We start from the raw sequence: 19,953 nt of genomic DNA on the forward strand, positions 1-19,953 counted from the left end.
TTTTTGTAGAATTGATAGTCTAATAATCATTGAATTTCCGTATACATTTTCTACTATTTATGATTTTTTACGTTCTAACATCAAATTTTCCCTTGTGGGAGTAGATCTTTCCCCTATTTTTGATACCTATAATAGTTTTATCTTTATTTCTTTTTAATATATAAGATATATATTTATAATAGATTTTTAATACAGCTAGTATGATTGTTAATAAGATGTCTGACCAAATTGAAAATATTTGTAAATTACGTTATAATAATGGAAAATAAACATATCATTACCCACATACTAAAGGACAAACCTACGTATCCCTACCAGGGCGAGGTTTGTCCTTTTTTCATTTTAGTAAACAATTCATATTTGGAGGATTAAACATGACTGTACTTAAAGATACGACTTACTTAGATATAGATACCTATAACGAGATTAGATTTTTCAAAGGAATATTTTGGGGATTAGTTTTTGTAGTTCCTTTTTGGAGTATTATGATAACCCTGTTTATTTTACTTTATAGATAATAATCAACATCTCCAAAACGCAAAGGGTTGTTTGTCCGTTTGCGTTTTGGAGATGGCAGCAACCGTGCGTAGCAAAGGGCGGTAGCAGGTCTTTCACTTATTTTCTGTTATAATAATTCCTAAGAAATTAGGTGATTATAATGAGCAAAAACATTAATTTAGAAGAAACATTAGCAGCCTTTTCTGCTTATTTAACAGAAAAAGGACGAAAACAATCCACGATTAAACGTTATGCTTACGATATTAAAGATTTTTATAAGTGGCTAAGAGAAAATGAGAAACTTCTACATATCAAATCATGGCGTGAACTTTCTGAAGCGGACTATCAGACGTATTTCTCTGAGTTAGAAGACAAGCGTAAATATTCTCAGAAAACAAGACACAGAATATGGGTGGTTTTGAAGAAGGTACACATGTTTTTAGGTATAGTTAGTCCATTGGATGGTATTAATTTCTCTTTAATTCCGGATCAATCACTAAATGATAATGATTTTATTACTGAAATGGAAGAAAAGCTTTTAAAACAAACTGTTCTATCAACGAAGGGCTTAACGGAAAGACAAGCTAAATATCGCCCTCTTATTATGGATAGAAACGTTTGTATTATAAATTTAGTAGTAAACTATGGGTTGTCCTTGCATGAGCTTGTATCGCTTAATATGAGCCATATAAAGTTTGCTAGAAATATCTTAATGGTACCTGGGGAGAATGGAGCAACTAGGTCTGTCTTTTTAACTATGGAAGATACGCAGCAGCTTTATAAATATTACAAGACTATTCCGGAACCAGTAAGACCTAGACAACACACAGATAATCCTCTATTTGTGGCATTTGATTTTAATCGAGGTACGTATCGTTGGGTATACGAAAAGGATATGCCAAAAGCTTTGTCTGAAGTTGCTATACAAAAGATGATACGACTTGAAGTGAAACGAGCGGGACTAAAAAGGCGTATTTCTGCGCAGCAGATGAGGAACACTTTTATTCTCCGTCTTATTAAGCAAGGAGTAACTGAAAAAGATTTGGTAAGTAGGATGGGGTTCAAAACTAAAATATCTTTAAAAAGATATTATCAATATTTACAGTGACCTGTAAGTAGACTTAGAATAAAGTTTGATGAATACTTTTTTTAAAATATAGTAACTTTATTTCAACTCTATACTAATTGTCAATTAAAAATTTGAAAGGTTGATTTGATTGAAAGGAAATATTTTTGGGCAGAACCTTAGGAATTTAAGAACATTAAAAGGAATTAGTCTACACAAATTAGGTATCGAGTTAGGGGTAACAGGAAGTGCAATATCTTCCTGGGAGTTAGGAAATAAAGAGCCAAACTTTGATATGGTAAAAAAAATTGCAATCTATTTTTTGGTTAGTACAGATTACTTGTTTAATCATCAGGTTTTAGATAACGTGGAACATGAAAAAGCAGTTGTTACACAGTTGGCTCATAAATTGTACGGAAAATGCGAAGATATTCTATTATTCGAAGAGGAACTACTCTCTTATATTAGTTATTTAGATTTCAAAAATAAATCCAAACATGTAGCATTAAAAAATATTGAAAATGAGAATCAAGAAAAAGATTCCTAATACAATACATAACACATAATATATCAAAAATGAGCTTACCTTGAATGTATTAATCACACTAAAATAAAAAGACGTATTCTATTTATAGAACACGTCTTTTATTAATTTATTTTTCTAATATTTATTAATCTATTAGAAATGCCTCGTTTCCTAATTCCTTAAGTACTTTTGCAAAGAGATGGTTTGTCTCTTCGGATAGTATTTCCTCTGTTTCTATTAATCTAGACAGTCTATTTGTAAACTCTGCAGCATACAAAAGCTTCGTACTAGCTTTTTCATCTTCTTTAAACAATTGTTCATTCTTCATGGATTGAATTAATAGCTGAATTAGCATTTGTTTATGTTGTTCGTTCTTCTTTCCATGGTACATATCCATTCCTAACCAATGACGAACAATTCGTTCAGCGTCTCTTGCTTCTGTTACATCTACTCTAGATACAACAAAGGTTAGCTTGTTCCATGTTAACTTTGCAACTTCATTTGAATAATTTGAAGGAAAGAAGAAAAAGCTTTGTTGTGTAATTCTTTGCCGCTCTTTAATCCAACGAAATAGTTCCTGCTTCCCTAGATGAATATCTATTTCTACAAAAAATACGGGAAATGGAGACGTTGTTTTTTCCTCATTTATTGTACAATCGGGTTTGAACACCAATTCACCTAGATATGCGTGGTGTATAGGTTCCAATTCATCTCGGTATACTCTAATTCCATCCGTTTCATACCAGGCTTGCAGCACTGCCTCAATTTCTTCTTCAGAAATAAGATTTGTATTCATCTTTTGTTGTGTAAAAAGTAGATACTCTAAAAGCATTCTTCTACCTTCTACCGTAAGCCCTCCTGGTGCATAGTCTCCTTTTTCTGTGCGATCAAACATAATATAATCATATTCAGCATGATTTTGAATTGAAAACAAGTCCGAATCCCCTTTATTTTCGTTTTTAAGGAGTGTTTGCAGACTTCGCCTATTCATTACATTCCGATAACGAATATCGTTTCTAATGGAGCGTAAGAAGCTTTTCCATGATTGTAGATAAGCATAATCTGTATATCCTTCGCTTATTAGTTGGGTTAGCATTTTATCCTCACCATTCATCATAAGGCAAGTCCAACAGCCACTACGCGAATTTGCAGCTCCACAAGCATTTCCTTGTTGTTTTCCGCCTGTTTTTATGCCGCATTCAAACATAGCTTGTCCGTATTGTATACTCATTTCTTCAACGTCCACACCAAAAGGCAGTATCCCTCTATCTAAAAGCAACATCCATACTTCATCACCGGTTAAGAATTTGACTGGATTAAAGCAGAGTATATTTTTCATGTCATTGTGACGTGAAAATAAAGATTCATTACTTACTGCATATTTTTGAATACTATGTCTTCTACGTGCGCTTTCTTCGTTACGAACGGCCAACGCAAGGACTCCATCATACTCTTCAAAGCAGTCTACTACTTTTTTAGTTTGGGAATCTATTAGTATTTCCTTCATCTTACGTTGCATGGGTTTAACTTTAAGGGAATCAGTACACCATCGTAGTCTACTATTTCCTGTTGGTGGAAGAACACCTCTACCTAGTAGTTTATACCAATATGAATCTTTCATTAATGGTCTCACACTGTGTACTATAAACGGAAGGTTTTGCTTATCCGCACTCTTTTGGATTTTCTTTAATGTACGTGAGATATAAGCAGTCATAACAGGTGTTTCTACCCCAACCTCGGAAGTTAATACATGAATAGGTTTTGTACGATCTTCTAGCGACAGCTCGGAAATCGCATCCCATAGCAATGTCAACATAGCAGAACTATCTTTTCCCCCGCTGTAACCTACAAAACAACAATCGCGAGATAAATAGACTTTTTTCATTTCCTCTTTAATTTCTTTATATATATCCATCATTTTATTTTTATCCCCATAGAAAAATAAGATTCTATTTTTTATGTATGGGGCATTCCTCCTTTTTTTGAGATAGAAAAAGAGAGTCCCTTAAAGGCACTCTCTTTTATGTATTTCCTCTATATTTAATCGATTACGATTTCATTTATATTTAGCTTGTTTAAGGTCTCTTTATAAAAACGAATTACTTTTTGAGCATGTTGTATAGCTATTAACCCATCTTGCACAGTAAGGGCTTCAAAATAAGGATAACGAATGTCTGTAGCATAACCATTCAGCTGCACGCATTGTTCTAAAATCAATGAGAACTCCTCATCTAATCTACAACAAAATTTATGCAGCATTAAAAGGTTATGAGTTTTAGGGACTGGTCTACCGTTTAGTGCAAGAAATCCTTTTAGGAGTTTCTCCACACATTGTTGACTATGATAACAAATAATTGCAGTGGGGAAAGGTTTCATATCAGATAAGTAAATAGCAGAATCTAAATCGGATTTTGCTATGAATACCCACTCTTTTAGATCCTCAATATTTCTCATATAGGACCGTCCCTTCTAGTGCAATCTTATGTTCCATAGTTACAGTACGGCTAGCACGTTCTTGAAACTCTTCTGGCCCATACACTAAAATATCAACTGGCGTTTCCATTACATCGTAAATCCCCCAATTGATACGATTAATGACTTCCCTTTTTCTTTCTCCTACACCTTCCACAACAATACAGAGATCAAAATCACTGTCTTCATTTGGTGTGCCATATGCATGAGAGCCAAAAAGGATGATTTTTTGGACAGAAGATACAGTTTCACGAATCTTTTGCACCAATAGGTCCAATTCCCTTTGTACCTCTTCGTTAATCCGAATCACCCCTCGGATAATGTAATTAAATTGACGTTTAAGTATATTATACATGCGTTTCTCTTCTCCCTGCTATTATATATATTTTTTTTTATTGTTTTCTTGTTTTCCAACGTTTTGCAATGCTTGATAACATTCGTATACCTGCTTGAAGTCTCGCAAGAATCCATCATCAGAAATACTATGAAATCCTTTGAAGTTCTTTCTACACCAATATAAGAGATCAGATTTATCCTTAGCTAAAAAAGAATCCGGATAGAAATGAATCAGAGCCTCTGCTAGACAAGCCAGAAGCAATGGTATCATTTCGGAATCATGCTTTGATAAATCCAGTACAGATACAACGGTATACTGTTTATATTGGTAGTATTGTAGAACACCATCACACATGTTTGTTGGTGTTAATGTACATTGTAATTGAGTGGAATCTAATTGATACACTCTCACTTTGTCCCCTCCTATATCATTACTCACCAATTGGTGCAGCTTTCATAAACGCCTTTTGAGCTTGAAAAATGATATAGTGATTTGATACGGTACCTTCATCAAAGAGTTCGTTAATGAATTGTGCAACAGTCATGGCAGCGAACTTATTTGTAATAACACGCTGTGGTTCTGAAGCAGCTAATTCGGAACAACTTAATTGACTTGGTGCTGTCTCTTTTTTTGTAAAAGCATCTGGAAATAAGTCGCCAATCGGAGAAAGAATGACCTCACCATTCAGTTTAATCCCACATACTGCTTGACCGTTATAACCACTGCTTTTATAATCGGCCATTTGTTGAGGTGTCCAATGCCTTTTATCTACTTCTCTCCAATTATTAGGAACTGTTACAGCTGTATTCCCTACATCGATGTAAATAAGATTATCCGATTGATGGAAGAATTGATGGAAGACTTCACGAGAAAACATATTATCTACTGCTCCAATCACAATTGGCAGATACAAGTAGTCGTCTTTATGTTGTTTCTTTAATAAATCATATTTATTGCCAAACAACTGTTGCATTGTTTCTATGTCTTCTATGTATTGTGACGTATAGGAAGAGATAGGAACGTTATAGCCCGCTTTATATCGAAGAGCCAGTACCTCTGCTTTGTATTTACCAACATCAGGTCGAATAAAGAGTTGATTTCCAAGGTTGTAGAGTAGGAAGCGAGCGCCTTGTCATATTGCTATGATAGGTTTCTCAAAACCCCTCACCGAACCGTACGTACTCCTCTCAGAGTATACGGCTCTCCATCAATTGCTTGTCAAAGTTATTTTTTTCTGTTTTTCGCTATAAGTTCTACTCTCATATCATAGTGAATTTCATTATGGCAATCCTCACATACGGCTAATGTTTTGCGTCTACGGGCAATCATTAATTTTTGCCATTTGGCTTTGCCTTTCTCAACATCTTTCATTTTTCGGACATGGTGCATTACTAAGTTAGAATCGGTTTTACCACAATGTTCACATTTGTTGGCTGACAACCTATCCATAAGACTAGTTGTTGACATATGAACTCTTGAGGCTAACAAGTTGTCGATGTTATTTTCTTGTGTTTTCATCTTAGTTATATCAACCGTTCTAAATCCTTCCCTGTAGAAAGAATGAGAGTGTTGTTTGCCTTTTTTATCTTTGTAATTGACTATGAATACACCGTTTTTGCAATATTTCCCCTTAATTTTTCCGATTGAGCTTTTATATTTATTGGCGAATGTTTTATACATGCTGTATTCTAGAACGTAACTGAATTTTTGGAGTACCGTTGAATTAACTGCATATTTGTAGTAGTTGTACATCCCTCTGATCTGTAATACATAATTATGTAGTATTTCCAAATCATCTAGGTGTGCCATTTCCGGTCTATGCTTTGGTTTCCAAGTTTCTTTCCCATTCACATACTTCATTTCTAAAACATTCAGGGCAAGTAATTTATTTCGCCATGTTTCATGGGGGATTTCAAGTCTTACTTTTAGATTGTGATGTCTTCTTTTTGCACCTTTCACCGAGTATTTGGTAAATAACTCGTTTCTAGTGATATTGACGTTGTACCCAAGAAATGTTGCTTTCTTGCTAGAGTGGGTGATAAGTGTTTTTTCTTCTGATAAAGTTAATTTTAATTCTTCATTGAGAAATTGAGCTATATCAGATTTAATGGCTTTGGCATCATCTTTACTGCCGATTATCATTACAATAAAGTCATCAGCATATCTAACATATTTTAGTGACTTAAATTTATCCGACATTGGATTGTAGTAGGGACGTTGTCCCCTTTCCTTAACCCATTCGTTGACTTGCTCGATTAATTCCTGAGCTTCATTGTGTTTACCTTGTTCTCTTAGTAAGTCTGCTTTCTTACGCCCTCTTTTTATTTTGAGGTGTAAGTATTGATATCTTTTATCAACTTCTCTGTCTTTTGGTTGACCTTTTCCGAACTTTTCAGCGTATTTTTCCATGTATATATCTAGTTCGTTTAGATATATGTTGGCAAGAAGAGGACTGAGAATCCCTCCTTGTGGTGTTCCACTGAATGTTTTGTGGAATTGCCAATCCTCCATGTACCCAGCTCTTAGGAACTTCCATATTAATCCGATGAGTGTTTCGTCATTGATACGTTTTCTTAGTAGGTTAATTAGGATATGGTGGTCGATATTGTCAAAGAAACCTTGAATATCACCTTCAATAAACCATTTAGTTCCATTACCACTCTTTTTAATTTGTTTCAAAGCTGTATGACAACCCCTATTTTTCCTGAATCCATGTGAGTTCTCAGAGAAGTTTGGTTCATAAATTGCTTCTAAGATATACTTTATTACTAATTGGACAAGTTTATCGTCAAATGTCGGTACCCCAAGAGGACGTTTTTTCTTACTCCCTTTTTTATCAATATATACTCGCTTAACAGGAGTAGGTTTATAGTTACCATTTTTAATGTTGTTGATGATTTTAGATACTCTATTTTTTGAGAAGCCATCAACAGTTTTATTTATGGTTCCTCTGGTCATATTACCTGGATTGGCATATATTTCTTGATAACCTTTATAGTAGAATTCTGGATTATAAAGATTTCTATATAATCTTTTGAACTTATAGTTTTCTTTAATAGTATTCTTCGACAAGGTGTTCAATACATAAACTGGATTTCTCATCAGCATCTCGCTTCCTTCCTGTTTATTATCATCATGAACTAATTGACTACCTTCCTTCGCCATCCTGATTTCACAACCATGACCTAACGTAATTTGTCATACGTTAGTGTGATAGGCTTTCCCTATCTCTGACTACTACGAAGGCTCCGTTACCATATGGAATATTCAAGAGCCACATTTCTTGGTTTTTACCTTGAAATCATCCTCTATAGCCATAAATGGCGCTTCCACTTAGGTAATCCCCATTTAGTACCTTGTAAATAGTTTGTAGTAATGTCGGTTGGGACTTTCAATCTTTACTAATGTACTTTAGTTGGTTCTCTAGTGTGAAACACACCTCTCTCCACAAAAAATAGATGAGCTGAACTAGAGACATATCGTTTCAATGTCTATTTCGATATGGTCGTCGATAAGACCCCTTGATTTATCCTTCACGCAGTTTAGCATTCAACCTTGTTTACCACGGTACACCTAGAAATTCAGTCGCACTCATGACATTAGAGTGACTTATCCCGTTGCAGCCATGCTACACTCCCCGCTCACTTTCGATTACGGATAAGGCTACCGGTGTCGGGTTGTTATCTTGTTTCACTTCACCCGCTGATTTACTAAATCAGAGTTTACAAGGCCCTTATGGGCGCACTTTAGTTTCTATGATATCTGGATCGGCAACTACTATTTCACCGTTTAATTGGAAAATACTCATCATTTGAGCAATATGCTGTAAAATTAATCCACCATTTCCTCCAGCACCTACTAATACAATATGCGGTACAATCTTCTTTCCTTCTGCAATATCAATAACAATACTCATTTTTATAGCCCCCTATTTTTCTTTTGATAGTGTATTCTCTAAATTTCGTAGAAATGGAATCGATAAATTTGTAATCCGATGCACGGTATACAAGTCAAATGAATGCTTCAATAGTATCGATGCAGCATGGACGACTCCTTCCTCTTGTACAATGTCTAAAACATATTGAAGTAAATTCAACTGCACAACAAGCGTATCTATATATTCTTGATGCATGTTTATATCAATATGGGTATCTTTTCCGTGTCCTTCTAATACTTTATGTATGTTATTCATCTCTAACTGGCACATAAATTGAAATAGTTTATAATCATGAATTGGTTCCTCTAAAACACGTTCATTTTGTTTAAGAACTAACATGTAATTTTTTATCTTTGTAAACATTGAAATGTGAATTGTTTTTAATGTTGTCATAATAAAGAAAGAGACATTAAAATATGTCTCTTTTACGCCCCCTTGTATATTTATTTTAAAAGTGTAATCCTACTTAAATCGTAATTTTGGCTTATCCCTTTCGCTGCATATTCTCCTGCAAATATAAAGTTAGGGTTAATAGAATAAAATTCCCCATCTAGACAAGTGCGTACACGCAGTTCAGGGAAAACAGCTTCTATTCTGCCGATAATTGCATAAAGAATAGGAGCCCGTTCACTTTGATCATCTAAATCACTTGGTTCAGCAGAGAAACAATGATGACTGTGTATCTCCATAACCTTCATAGCGATAGACTGCATCTCTATATTCGTTTCTGGGATTACAATTTCAGTTGCTACCTGCTGTCGTGGAAAGTCCATAAAATAACCACGCTCTTTATTGAAATAGATATCAGCATGCAATTCGCAATCACATTTACGAGAAATGGCCTGTGCAATAATAATAAAGTCCATTAATAGGGTCCTCGGAATGAAATCCCCAGGTAAAAAGTGATCACGCCAAGTACTTAAAAAAGAAAAAGGACAATCTGAAATGGATTGTCCCTCTACAGTACTTGCTCCTTTTGCGCCGACAGTTAAAATCGGAAGTAGTGCATTTGTATCCTCATCAAATTTAATGACAGTTAAGCCTTTAACAAATGAGGGATAACGTTGCTCTAATTTTACGCGAATGTCCTCTGCTTCTATTTTCCTTACATCTGTAGAATCTCCATTTTGAACAGCGATTCCATGTGTAATTTCTTCCTCTGTAAACCAATCTACTAACGATATATCTCCAAATACCACGTGACGAACAACCGTTGTTGTATTGATTTTATCTAGACAATCTGTAGCTTTTGCAGCCTTAGCTTTCTTACTATTCTTTGTCTTATCTTTTGCTTTTTCCTTTTTCTCTACTTTTTTAGCAGTGGCTTGCTCTGAAGCAGCTTTTTTCACTGGTACTGTTGTTTCCTCTATTTGTTTTTCCATATCAAAAAAATCGAATAAGTTATTCATATTAAAAATCCTCCTAGTATGTTTGCTTATATATAATCCTGCTATTTATTAAAAAGTAATTTCCGATTCTATTAGAATAGAATCATCAAACCTTTGGTTTTCAAATCGTTTAAATAACTCTCCTACTGGTTCCGTATGAGTATATGTAAGGTCATGGTTGAATGAACTTGCAAAGAATAGAACGTGAAATGTTTCTAGATCTTTTAAAGTCCGGAATTCAGGTATTACAACTCTACCCGTACATACAGATCCACTAGCATGAACATTAGAGTAAGGAAATTGATATAATTTCATTCCTTCTTCTAACTCCATATCTTCTTTTACAGCAAAGACAGAGATATTCGTAACTCGTTTTTGATACACCGTATAACGAAATAATAGACGTGGAAAGCCTACTTGTTGAAACGGCCGTTCAAAAAAATGAATATCCCACTGAGCCTTTGGTACTTCAATCCAAACAGCTTGTTTATCACCACTCTTAGATAACACCTCGTGTTTTATACAACCTTTTGGGAGTACGCCACTAGAGTAATGTGTATTATCTTGTGTACCTTGCTCCATCACTTCTTTTAAAGCTAAATAAAAATCTTTAAAAGTAACGGCAGTTTCTCCACGCGATAATTCGTTGTTAAATTGCTGGATGGTTACAATTCCTTTTGGCTCTAAAGCATCAAATATTGCTACTGTCTTCATGTGTTGTTTCCCCCTGCTTAAAGATTGTTTCCAATAAATCTAGTAACATCTCAAATTTATATGGTCCGTATAAAGGTTCCTCGCCATAATAGAGATAAAGAGATTCTTCATCAATTTGGTAAGAATACTGCACCGGATAACAATCTAGTAATTTAGATATTTTTTCTTTATGATTCGGTGATATGCCATCTATTGTTTCAGCTATAGCACCCCATGTTTCCTCTGCTACTTTCTTTATTTCATTTAATGGTATGTCGAATAGTGTAGAGAGCGTTTCATACTCTTCTTCTTCAATAGGAAAGACTTCTAAGCCCATCTCTTCGATCATGTCCGTTCCCAATTCCACAAATTCTTCTTCATGGTCTAATTCATAAATATTCTCTTGATCCAAGTACACGGGAGAATACTGTGTTACATTACTCGAAAGCGAATGCATCCTTTTAAAGTAATGTAAGTAATGAAATTGACACGGGTAAAAGCAAGATAGATTTATATGTAATAGGTTCATGGAAAGTAAGAAGATAACAATCGTATCCGTGGATTCTATGTCCCTCCAACTTAATGTTTGATTCGTATCTAAAAAGTCCACACAAGTTAGGATCTTACCGATTGCCTCATGAGAGATTTTGCTGAAATCTATCTCTATATCTTTTGAAAGGCTTTCTAATATATATATTTCCTCTTGGTATTTTTGTTTAATGTGTTCCAGATTTACAATGCTATAAGTTTTATTTAACTTCATCCATAGCAAGTAGTATGGAACTGATATATGCGTTTCAGAACTAAATAATTTTCGCATTATAATATCACCTCTAAAGGTTTGTTAATTTATACATTCCTCTTACTAACCATCTGTATCTCTTCAAAGATACAAAGTAACATTTCAATTCGTTTGATTGCTGGAAAGTATGTGTCATCATCATAGAAAAGATAGATTTTTTCCTCTTCAGCTTGGTAAAGCATACGTATATCAAACTGATTTTGGATTGAACGAAAGAAACTTTGATCCTTTATATTTATATTGGAAAATATCTCACCAATTGGACTCCATGCATTATCAACAATGTTGTTTAATTCATCCATGGATATATGAAATAGATTCGAATATTTGATTAGAGTATCTTTATCGTCGCTATCTACCTCTTCGTGATGTAATTTCATATCTTGAATTAAGTCATCACCCCAGCTTTTAAATGAATCCTCACAATCGTATTCTTCGAAATTATCTTGTTCTAAATACGTCGGGAAATAAGCTGATACGGGAATTCCTAATCTATACATACGCATAAATAACTCCATAAGATACAATTGCGATGTATAGAAGCAGGAAAGATCAGTATCTAAAGAGTTTTCCGCAAGCATAATTATTTCAAGTAAAGTTTTCGAATCAATTAAATCAATTGGGAAATTGGAGTCTTCCTCTAAATAAGAAACGGCAGCCATTACTTGTTGAATGGATTGTTCTGAAATCTTGCTGAAGTCTATTTCTCTTGAGTGCTCTAAACAATCTAATATGTAGATTTCTTCTTCATGTTTCTTATCTGCAAGTAAGTCATGCAGTAAGTGAGCATCCTTTTGTATTTTTAACGAAAGTAGATACTTTCTTACTTTCTGGTGATTGTATGTAAATAATAATTTCATACCTGGTTCCCCTTCGTCTTTTCTCGAATCATTGCCGCAAGACGGATTATAATTTCATAATAAGAAAGTACCCATTCATCAAATGAGTACTGTTCATAACCATCCTCTAGAAATTCAATCAAAATATGGCTGGGATACGCTTCACTTTGATAGGTGTTAAAAGAAAATTCATGTAACACGAATTGAAAATCAGATTGTGTTATATGTTCCGAGCCTATACATAAATAGTAACCAGCTGTATCGAAGTAACATCCTTCCGCAGCCATAGAACTAATATCCGAAGCGAAATTCGAATACATGTCTTCTGAGCTAAATAACGTCCCATCTAACAGGTCTTCTTCAGTTCCAAAGGCAAAGTGACAAAATATACGTGTTTGCTCATTAAAACGCGCAAGCGATTCGAATAATAGTTCACTTGTGATATGCAACTTGTCCCTGTGAAAATCATTGATATTGATTAAGAATGGGATGTTATATTTGCGAATTAATTTTTGTATGCGTAGTATCCGAATGTATACTTTCATCTCATTTCCTTGATTAAATAAATATTTCATCTTCTAGCCCCTGCTTTTCTACATCTTCTAGTTGTTCAGTGAAAAGATGTAAATGTAGCATTTCTTTTAATTCACAATCTGGACCATTTATACGAAATGAATTACCACTATAAAACGTGACATAATGTCGTAGCTGCTCAAATTGCTTTTCAAATTCATCTATATGTTCTAATGGTATGTTTTCTAAATCAGGCATTTCATTCGCAATAAATCCATTTATAATCGATTCAAAGGATTGACGAAGTTCTTGATTATTAAGAAGGACTTCTTTTGACTGTAATAAGTCAAAGAAGTCACTGTGATTCATACTCATTTGGATGCCCCCTTACACACGAACCGGTAGAATTAACTGCAGATTAGAGTTAGTTTTGTCATCTGCTCCCACTATCACAATAGGTCTCTGGTTATTAATTATTTTTATCGTGATTGCTTCAGACGGTATTGTCTGTAGTGCTTGTAGCAGATATTCCACATTACAAGCAAACGTAAATGTCTCTTCTTGATCGCATGGAATTTCCACACTCGCAGTTCCTACTTGTGAGTTTTTTGGTTCAATTCTTAAAGATTTTGTTCCTTCTGAAGTAAACATTACTAATGTCGAGAATGCCGACAGCTGTTCTAATGTATTTTGTAACTCGCTACGTTCTACAGTTACATAGATATCTGAGTAATCGGGTATCATCCTTGATGTATCAGGATATATTCCGGCTAATAATCGAGATTGATAGATAATGCTCTCCCCTCTTATAAGAAGTTGCGTGTCACTAATCAATTTCATTTCTAATTTAGATTCTCTATTAAATAGTTTTAACGCCGTTTTAAGGGATTTACTTGGTAAGATGACTTCACCATCTTTAGCAGCAGGAATATGCGTACGTTCAAAACGTAACCTCGCTAAACGATACGAATCAGTAGCAGTACATGATAGCTCACCTTCCATGGATTTTAAATTTAAACCCGTTAAAATCTTTCGTGTATCTGATACTGCAATAGCATGTAAGGTTCTACTAGCAATTTTTGCAAATTGCTCTTGTGTCATCGTTATCCAGTCTTCTCCTGATTCGATTTTAATTTCAGGATATTCTTCATGATCCATGGTACAAAAGCTAAATTGTTTCTTCGTATTTTCTACGATTTTCAGCTCATTGTTTGTATGCTCTAAACCGATGAATTCACTTTTGAATTTCTTAATCGTTTTAAGAACCGGAGCGGCCGCAAAAAGCACCTTCCCCGGTTCAGTACAATCCCCACTGTTTACGTTAAAGCGTGTCACTAATGTTACCGTCTCTGTACCGTCTGAACCCATTAGAATCATTCCTTTTGAATTACACTCTAATAAAACACCTTGTAATGCTGGCATTGGGCTTTTAATGTCTACAGTAGCGCTAGCTTTCTCTAATTTTTCAATAAATAAAGTACGGTTAATTTTAAAATTCATAGTAAATCCCTCCAAAAAAGTAATAAAAAAAGAACAGACCTCATATCCTGTTCATTCGTCTTCCTGCTATAAAACAAAGCTTTACGCGCTTTGTTGTTTTTTTAACTGTTCTATGAGTTGGTGAATGGCTTCTGTATGATCATGAAGTAACCACTCTCTAAAGGACGTAATATCGCCGGATATATAGGTAGATAACCAGCGGCTAAGCTGTTTTTCATTCCCATGGCTAATATTTATGGCCTCATGAATCCACTGCAAACGAGTTATAATATCCTCTAATCCACCAGTCGTTGTATCTTCGAATGTTCTAGCCTGTGCATTATGATTGTGATTATAGGCAAGCAAAACATCCCTAGATGTAATTCCTAACGGTTTAACTAGCTGTTGCATGTCTCGAATTAATAACCCTAGACTTGGTTGGGCATTTGATGGTTCTTTCTGTGAACAACCTTGTTTATTCTTTTGCTGTAACATGGTAGGTGGTGTGAAATAATACCCTTTCTTTTGATAAGAAACATAGATATCATTTTTACCCTTACTATGTGTAGTAAGCTCTACTTTATGTGGTTTTATATTATATAAATATCTTCCCACGCCCCAAAGGACTGCTGCCCTTTTTAAGCTATTGGAAAATCCACCTTTTACAGCATTGTAATCAGATTCTTCACTGCCATCCTCTTTTGATATCCAACGTTCATTCAAAAACACTGAAATGGTACATTTCGTTGCTTTCTCACCCCATTTTTCATAAGACACTTGCCATTTATCAATACCAAAGACTTCATCAAATCGGTCCTGAATGGCGCGTGCGTCAACAAATGGAGCTACATACGCGAAAAAACGCCCGTTGCTTTCGAATGTATGTGTAATCTTCCAACCTAATTGTTCAAATGGAAATTCGGCTTGTAAACTTTCCATATTCGTCATAATAATCCCCCTACATTAATTGGTATTTCGAATCTGGGTGAATCCTCTCTTTCTTTCGAAATTCATCAATCATTTCACAAATAATCCCTCTATTTTCATGAAGCAGCCAATCCTCATAGGAAGTAATATTCTTTCCCGATTGAATGGATAAGCGCTGATTCAACACTTCTATACTTGTATGACTGATATTCCTTGCTGCGTAAATGAGACTTAAGCTTACTTTCAAGTCCCTTAAATCAGAAATAGTAATATCTTTAAATGTCGTAGCTTTCGTATTGAAGTTTTTATTGTGCGCTTGCAGCATTGATACAGAACTGATCCATAAAGGGTTAGCTAGTTCTTTAATTTCTTCAATAATGTCATGTAAATGAGCATCATTTTGCAATTTTCTTTGTGATTTTTTCATGATGTTTCCCCCTAAGTAATAAAATAATTGCCTAAAGTGCTGGCTATACAATAACTCCAAACTTGAAGACAACACAAAAAGGGCTTCTTCAAGTCGATTAAAAATGTGCATAGCAAAATAAGCTATATATACACTAATCGGCTCAAAGAAGCCCTTTCATAAATGAAACAAGACGCAACTTGCTTCTACAACTCAACCACAACACAAAAAAGGTGTGGGAATAAACGGAATCAATTAAACAATAAATATAGTTATATATTAATCTATTTTTATATCATATTCAATTGTTTTTAAGCAAACAAAAATAAGAAGGAAAATTATATGTAGTGGTTTTATGTACCATATAATAATACCTCTGTTTCTACGTTTATAACTCCCTTCTTATTTTCAGTTCTTGGCGTTACTTCATGTACTGCAATTCAAAATAAAGTTTTTCTGGCTTTTGCTTCTGGTCTAAATAACAAAGTATTTCTGGAATGGTTTGTTCGTCTACTTCCATACTTTCCATATAGGACATACTTTCACTTTCTTGAACATTTTTAAAAATAGAAGTAGGTAGTTTTTCTGCAGCAAACACACTCATTTTGCTTCCTAACTTTTGTTCGGATGCAGCGTTGTAGAAAATTTCGTTCACAATGACCTCATTATCATCTGGATCATACATGTACCCTCGTTGTATACGTAGCAATGCTTTACCCCTTTCAAATATATTCCTTCACACAAATAGTTATATTTGTATATATTGTTATTTTGTATAAAGGTGTCAAAGAATATTATTTCGTAAAATCCTTAATTTGTATAGGGGCAGATATAGGATAATTAACTTTAGCATATTATTTTTGAGTATTTCATTCCTTTTAAATCTACAAAAAAGATACTTAAAGAAAATCTTTTTGATTATAAATGCCATTAAAATTATTTGAATTATGCACCCTGAGATTTCTAATATCTCCCTGAATAAAGGTAAAAAAGCCAACCTTAAGTGCTTATAAGGATGGCTTAGTTTGTTGTAAATAACTTTGTATTTAATTGCTTAATCTCCCCTTCTGCAAGAGGCTGATAGAATGCATGTTGTAATCCTTGTACATGTAAGGTCTCCCCTATACATAATAAAACTCTACCAGGAATTAAATCTAATAACAGTTCTTTATTAATACGCTGTGCTTGCTGAATAGTAGAAACATAAACAACTAAAATTGTAGGGTTATTCCCCAACCCCCTCATGATAATATCTTTACCTGACTCTACGAAATCTTTCCATCTAGCAATAATCTTTTTCAAGCGATCCTTTTTATCTGTTAATAGGGTGGAGTAGACAACAAAATTAAACTCTTGATTTACTCCCACTTGCACTGAAAAACTTAAAGGAGGGGTAAAAACCCCTTTACTAATGGATGGATGCATAATATGCCCTAAAAAGGATGGAGCATAGCGTAGATGGCAAAGCAGATCTATATCATGCCAATAACGTAGGTGAACATATTTACCGTGATTATCAATTCGCTCTGGAGCAAAGAAAAACATATTTCCTTGCCAGTATTTTAATAGCTTATAACCATTATCGGATAACGTATATGTTTCTTCAAAGATCTCCATATCAAAATTCTCAACTTGCCATTTTTCAATTAGACGATAGTAAAGTAATCCTTGAAGTGCATCATTTATTTTCTTACGTGAATATCTATCCTTGAATAAATATAATAAATGATTAAATCGAACGGATGTATGAACACCAATGAAAGCAAGTATGGCATACTGTTCTTCTGTTAAACGCTGCTTAAACTTAACCAATTCGTCAAAAGAATGGAATACATACGATTTATCCAGTTCATGTATTCGATATATTTGAAGTCCCTGTACATCCTCACTTGATAAATGAGGAATAGAAGGGACATAAGTAGACAATTGTTTCTCTATTGTACACATAGTCATCCATTAAAATTGGAAAATTGACGAATTAGATTTTTTACTTTGTCCCTGCGGATAATTTAGGATACGCACTGTTCCTTTTCTATTTTTGGCGTCGATATTAAGCAGCTCACATGTAACAATCGTTTGATTTTTTGCATCTTCTATAGTTGGATTGGCAAGATTACGGCTCTTAAGTCCTTTAAACTGAATACCTGGTGCAACCTCTACGAAGATCCCAGCAATAGCATCTACCCCTACTATTTTACCTACAAAGCGATCACGGCGTTTCTTTAGTTCTAACAGTTTTTCAATTGGATCTGTTTCTAGTTTCTTTTTATTTCCTCTAAATTCATAACGGCCATCTTTTTCCACTACTTTATCGATGATAAGTTCTACTACATCACCAATGACGATATCCTCCGGACGAACGAATGAATAAGACCAGTGTGAGTACCTTACCCCAACTGTTACGCCATGAATTTCAACTAAGACAGTTTGTGCAGATGGGATATGACCTGATACGGTTCCTGTGTATACCTTATTTCCTTCTTGCGCTGTTACTTCTTCATATAATCTTTTTTGAAGTGCTAACTCCCCTGCCGTGATAGATACAACGGCAAAGTTCCCTTCTTCTGTTTTTTGGAAGTGTTCAATAATAACAGGCTTTGTTCTACCCACTAACCATTGAGGGTTTTTAGGAACGTTTATACCTGCCTCTGTAATTGGACAATATGCTGTTGTATGAGTACCAATCTGCATTGTAAGCACTTGTATACGCTCAGACTTTCCGTTTTTAGTCGGGAATAGTTTTTCAGATACGACTGTAATTAAACCTTTCCCTACAGTGCGTTCACGTTTCATGCGGGCCAATTCTTCTAATTCATGTTCACGTACTCGCTCGAAGTGATTAAAATTTGATTCTAACAGTGTGTCACCGTGTGGATTCTCTGATTCAAAAACCATTCCAAGTTCTTCTACAGTTTGAGTGTTTGTTTTGTCTTCTGCCATTACATTTTTCCTCCTAGAACGTAAAAAAGGACACACCTGTACCGTTGGGATGGTACGTAAGGTGTGTCCTTCACGTAAAATATGATTTATTTATATAGTTGTTAATATAAATATAATGGTATTTTTACTCAAATGCAAGAATAATTTTAGATTGATTACAAGTGGATTTTGGGGATTCTAATTATAGCAGTCATAGCAACCCCATCCTTAATGTGCATTAATTAAAAATGCGATAATTGTAATTCTCGATTTACACGTGCGTTTTCACTACGCATTCTAAGATTTTTAACTGCCCATTCATCAATGCCAAAATATCTACATAATCCATTAATAATACATTTCTCTAAAATCAAAGCACAAAGTTCAGCCAATAATATTACATCTCTCATTTGAATTTTGAACTTATTTTTTATTAGATCATAGGAAATGCTTATTTTTAGTTTTCTACCAAGTTGTAAGATATCTCTATCATACTTATTATTTCTATGTACAATATTATCTCTTAATCTCTGCCAAAAAGTAAGTAACTGGTGATTCCTTGTTCCGATAATGAAATTTTTTTCTCTATTATCTATATATTTCTCAAAGAAATTAAGGTACTCATTCATGCAAGAATTAGACAGGTCTAATTCTTTGGGGAGATTAGAATCAAACTTAGTGAGTACATCAAACAAACTTGCTAAGGTTTCCTCTAGTCTGCTTAATAATAATACAAGTGTTGAGGCAGCGGATGTTTCTATTTCGAATTCCTTTTCCTTTACCGCACTAAAATTGGCTGGCCCTTGTTCTAATTCTTTTGTAATACGCTGCTCATTTTTTTGAAAAAGCTTTACAATAGATGAAAATTCATTACTAGAAACCTCCATTATTTCAGTTATTTCTAATGATTGTTCAGTCGAGAATTTACTCTTTTCATTTCCCACTAGTATTAAGCACATTGCTGATAGATACATCTGTTCTATTGCCATCACTTTTATATATTCATTTTTCATCACTTATGTTCACCCGATTCAATTTATTTAAGGAATTATAAAAAAATTTATATGTAGTGATTTTAAAATATATAATTAGAATTCTCAATAAAAAAACATAGTCTCATATTTGAAACTATGCCTTTTTAAATTTAAAGT

At 34.2% G+C, this 19,953-nt stretch carries 22 protein-coding genes and 2 pseudogenes; 3 read left to right on the forward strand and 21 right to left on the reverse strand.

The features are described from left to right. Nucleotides 1-374 precede the first annotated feature (374 nt). From QCI79_RS32815 to QCI79_RS32825, 3 genes are all read left to right on the forward strand, one after another. Nucleotides 375-518, forward strand: a complete 144-nt coding sequence (locus tag QCI79_RS32815; RefSeq protein ID WP_000217299.1) for a hypothetical protein — start codon at nt 375-377, stop codon at nt 516-518. Nucleotides 519-658: 140 nt separating this feature from the next. After that, complete coding sequence (locus tag QCI79_RS32820; protein WP_000041871.1) at nt 659-1,606, forward strand: tyrosine-type recombinase/integrase; 948 nt, start codon at nt 659-661, stop codon at nt 1,604-1,606. A 109-nt stretch (nt 1,607-1,715) separates the two neighbouring features. Next, on the forward strand, nt 1,716-2,111 hold the full coding sequence (locus tag QCI79_RS32825; protein WP_000677976.1) for a helix-turn-helix domain-containing protein: 396 nt from the start codon (nt 1,716-1,718) through the stop codon (nt 2,109-2,111). 124 nt (nt 2,112-2,235) lie between these two features. On the opposite strand, the gene QCI79_RS32830 is transcribed toward QCI79_RS32825, so the two are convergent. The 21 genes and pseudogenes from QCI79_RS32830 to QCI79_RS32930 form a co-directional block, all read right to left on the reverse strand. Further along, a complete protein-coding gene (locus tag QCI79_RS32830) occupies nt 2,236-4,008 on the reverse strand; it encodes an adenine nucleotide alpha hydrolase family protein (protein ID WP_000968739.1) in 1,773 nt (590 codons plus the stop codon). 122 nt (nt 4,009-4,130) lie between these two features. Next, complete coding sequence (locus QCI79_RS32835) at nt 4,131-4,544, reverse strand: HEPN domain-containing protein (RefSeq protein WP_001244154.1); 414 nt, start codon at nt 4,542-4,544, stop codon at nt 4,131-4,133. Then, entirely contained in the window at nt 4,531-4,917 is a 387-nt protein-coding gene (locus QCI79_RS32840) for a nucleotidyltransferase domain-containing protein (protein ID WP_000282361.1), read from the reverse strand. The genes QCI79_RS32835 and QCI79_RS32840 overlap by 14 nt, the downstream gene beginning before the upstream one ends. A 21-nt stretch (nt 4,918-4,938) precedes the next feature. Continuing rightward, entirely contained in the window at nt 4,939-5,310 is a 372-nt protein-coding gene (locus QCI79_RS32845) for a hypothetical protein (RefSeq protein WP_001267121.1), read from the reverse strand. Nucleotides 5,311-5,329: 19 nt separating this feature from the next. Continuing rightward, a pseudogene (locus QCI79_RS32850) lies at nt 5,330-6,007 on the reverse strand (ubiquitin-activating E1 family protein); the annotation flags it as partial. A gap of 116 nt (nt 6,008-6,123) precedes the next feature. Beyond that, nucleotides 6,124-8,001, reverse strand: a complete 1,878-nt coding sequence (locus QCI79_RS32855) for a reverse transcriptase domain-containing protein (RefSeq protein WP_031310562.1) — start codon at nt 7,999-8,001, stop codon at nt 6,124-6,126. A gap of 643 nt (nt 8,002-8,644) precedes the next feature. Further along, nucleotides 8,645-8,815, reverse strand: a pseudogene (locus QCI79_RS32860) (ThiF family adenylyltransferase); the annotation flags it as partial. 12 nt (nt 8,816-8,827) lie between these two features. Next, nucleotides 8,828-9,229: a hypothetical protein gene (locus QCI79_RS32865; RefSeq protein WP_000209412.1), complete on the reverse strand. Its 402-nt coding sequence runs from the start codon at nt 9,227-9,229 to the stop codon at nt 8,828-8,830. A gap of 50 nt (nt 9,230-9,279) precedes the next feature. Then, nucleotides 9,280-10,245: a hypothetical protein gene (locus QCI79_RS32870; protein WP_001061019.1), complete on the reverse strand. Its 966-nt coding sequence runs from the start codon at nt 10,243-10,245 to the stop codon at nt 9,280-9,282. A 48-nt stretch (nt 10,246-10,293) separates the two neighbouring features. Beyond that, nucleotides 10,294-10,938, reverse strand: coding sequence for a hypothetical protein (locus QCI79_RS32875; protein ID WP_000859310.1), 645 nt, complete (start codon nt 10,936-10,938; stop codon nt 10,294-10,296). Beyond that, nucleotides 10,916-11,737, reverse strand: coding sequence for a hypothetical protein (locus QCI79_RS32880; protein ID WP_001228483.1), 822 nt, complete (start codon nt 11,735-11,737; stop codon nt 10,916-10,918). The genes QCI79_RS32875 and QCI79_RS32880 overlap by 23 nt, the downstream gene beginning before the upstream one ends. Nucleotides 11,738-11,766: 29 nt before the next feature. Continuing rightward, nucleotides 11,767-12,579 (reverse strand): hypothetical protein, encoded by an 813-nt coding sequence (locus QCI79_RS32885; RefSeq protein WP_000770656.1) that lies wholly within the window; start codon nt 12,577-12,579, stop codon nt 11,767-11,769. Beyond that, a complete protein-coding gene (locus QCI79_RS32890) occupies nt 12,576-13,133 on the reverse strand; it encodes a hypothetical protein (RefSeq protein ID WP_000876126.1) in 558 nt (185 codons plus the stop codon). Before QCI79_RS32890 ends, QCI79_RS32885 begins: the two co-directional genes overlap by 4 nt. Then, entirely contained in the window at nt 13,117-13,446 is a 330-nt protein-coding gene (locus tag QCI79_RS32895) for a hypothetical protein (RefSeq protein WP_000062341.1), read from the reverse strand. The genes QCI79_RS32890 and QCI79_RS32895 overlap by 17 nt, the downstream gene beginning before the upstream one ends. A gap of 12 nt (nt 13,447-13,458) precedes the next feature. Next, on the reverse strand, nt 13,459-14,571 hold the full coding sequence (dnaN, locus tag QCI79_RS32900) for a DNA polymerase III subunit beta (protein WP_001009592.1): 1,113 nt from the start codon (nt 14,569-14,571) through the stop codon (nt 13,459-13,461). Nucleotides 14,572-14,652: 81 nt separating this feature from the next. After that, the gene (locus QCI79_RS32905; RefSeq protein ID WP_000183552.1) at nt 14,653-15,498 is read right to left on the reverse strand and encodes a Rad52/Rad22 family DNA repair protein; all 846 of its coding nucleotides are present in this window, start codon (nt 15,496-15,498) and stop codon (nt 14,653-14,655) included. Between the two features lie 10 nt (nt 15,499-15,508). After that, nucleotides 15,509-15,904: a hypothetical protein gene (locus tag QCI79_RS32910; protein ID WP_000749569.1), complete on the reverse strand. Its 396-nt coding sequence runs from the start codon at nt 15,902-15,904 to the stop codon at nt 15,509-15,511. A gap of 400 nt (nt 15,905-16,304) precedes the next feature. Continuing rightward, complete coding sequence (locus QCI79_RS32915; protein WP_015406617.1) at nt 16,305-16,568, reverse strand: hypothetical protein; 264 nt, start codon at nt 16,566-16,568, stop codon at nt 16,305-16,307. 335 nt (nt 16,569-16,903) lie between these two features. Further along, entirely contained in the window at nt 16,904-17,830 is a 927-nt protein-coding gene (locus QCI79_RS32920; RefSeq protein WP_000337390.1) for a hypothetical protein, read from the reverse strand. Nucleotides 17,831-17,839: 9 nt separating this feature from the next. Next, nucleotides 17,840-18,823, reverse strand: a complete 984-nt coding sequence (locus QCI79_RS32925) for a hypothetical protein (protein ID WP_000796704.1) — start codon at nt 18,821-18,823, stop codon at nt 17,840-17,842. Between the two features lie 221 nt (nt 18,824-19,044). After that, a complete protein-coding gene (locus QCI79_RS32930) occupies nt 19,045-19,815 on the reverse strand; it encodes a hypothetical protein (RefSeq protein ID WP_000787561.1) in 771 nt (256 codons plus the stop codon). Nucleotides 19,816-19,953: the final 138 nt, after the last annotated feature.

Origin of the sequence: Bacillus cereus group sp. MG1 (assembly GCF_040460035.1) — a bacterium.
Lineage (GTDB): Bacteria > Bacillota > Bacilli > Bacillales > Bacillaceae_G > Bacillus_A > Bacillus_A cereus.

What these genes read in the sequence shown, in the direction of transcription:
- QCI79_RS32815 (WP_000217299.1), top strand. Translation starts at nt 375, where the DNA reads ATGACTGTACTTAAAGATACGACTTACTTAGATATAGATACCTATAAC.
- QCI79_RS32820 (WP_000041871.1), top strand. Translation starts at nt 659, where the DNA reads ATGAGCAAAAACATTAATTTAGAAGAAACATTAGCAGCCTTTTCTGCT.
- QCI79_RS32830 (WP_000968739.1), bottom strand. Translation starts at nt 4,008, where the DNA reads ATGATGGATATATATAAAGAAATTAAAGAGGAAATGAAAAAAGTCTAT.
- QCI79_RS32835 (WP_001244154.1), bottom strand. Translation starts at nt 4,544, where the DNA reads ATGAGAAATATTGAGGATCTAAAAGAGTGGGTATTCATAGCAAAATCC.
- QCI79_RS32840 (WP_000282361.1), bottom strand. Translation starts at nt 4,917, where the DNA reads ATGTATAATATACTTAAACGTCAATTTAATTACATTATCCGAGGGGTG.
- QCI79_RS32855 (WP_031310562.1), bottom strand. Translation starts at nt 8,001, where the DNA reads ATGAGAAATCCAGTTTATGTATTGAACACCTTGTCGAAGAATACTATT.
- QCI79_RS32865 (WP_000209412.1), bottom strand. Translation starts at nt 9,229, where the DNA reads ATGACAACATTAAAAACAATTCACATTTCAATGTTTACAAAGATAAAA.
- QCI79_RS32870 (WP_001061019.1), bottom strand. Translation starts at nt 10,245, where the DNA reads ATGAATAACTTATTCGATTTTTTTGATATGGAAAAACAAATAGAGGAA.
- QCI79_RS32875 (WP_000859310.1), bottom strand. Translation starts at nt 10,938, where the DNA reads ATGAAGACAGTAGCAATATTTGATGCTTTAGAGCCAAAAGGAATTGTA.
- QCI79_RS32880 (WP_001228483.1), bottom strand. Translation starts at nt 11,737, where the DNA reads ATGCGAAAATTATTTAGTTCTGAAACGCATATATCAGTTCCATACTAC.
- QCI79_RS32885 (WP_000770656.1), bottom strand. Translation starts at nt 12,579, where the DNA reads ATGAAATTATTATTTACATACAATCACCAGAAAGTAAGAAAGTATCTA.
- QCI79_RS32890 (WP_000876126.1), bottom strand. Translation starts at nt 13,133, where the DNA reads ATGAAATATTTATTTAATCAAGGAAATGAGATGAAAGTATACATTCGG.
- QCI79_RS32895 (WP_000062341.1), bottom strand. Translation starts at nt 13,446, where the DNA reads ATGAGTATGAATCACAGTGACTTCTTTGACTTATTACAGTCAAAAGAA.
- dnaN (WP_001009592.1), bottom strand. Translation starts at nt 14,571, where the DNA reads ATGAATTTTAAAATTAACCGTACTTTATTTATTGAAAAATTAGAGAAA.
- QCI79_RS32905 (WP_000183552.1), bottom strand. Translation starts at nt 15,498, where the DNA reads ATGACGAATATGGAAAGTTTACAAGCCGAATTTCCATTTGAACAATTA.
- QCI79_RS32910 (WP_000749569.1), bottom strand. Translation starts at nt 15,904, where the DNA reads ATGAAAAAATCACAAAGAAAATTGCAAAATGATGCTCATTTACATGAC.
- QCI79_RS32915 (WP_015406617.1), bottom strand. Translation starts at nt 16,568, where the DNA reads ATGTATGATCCAGATGATAATGAGGTCATTGTGAACGAAATTTTCTAC.
- QCI79_RS32920 (WP_000337390.1), bottom strand. Translation starts at nt 17,830, where the DNA reads ATGTGTACAATAGAGAAACAATTGTCTACTTATGTCCCTTCTATTCCT.
- QCI79_RS32925 (WP_000796704.1), bottom strand. Translation starts at nt 18,823, where the DNA reads ATGGCAGAAGACAAAACAAACACTCAAACTGTAGAAGAACTTGGAATG.
- QCI79_RS32930 (WP_000787561.1), bottom strand. Translation starts at nt 19,815, where the DNA reads ATGAAAAATGAATATATAAAAGTGATGGCAATAGAACAGATGTATCTA.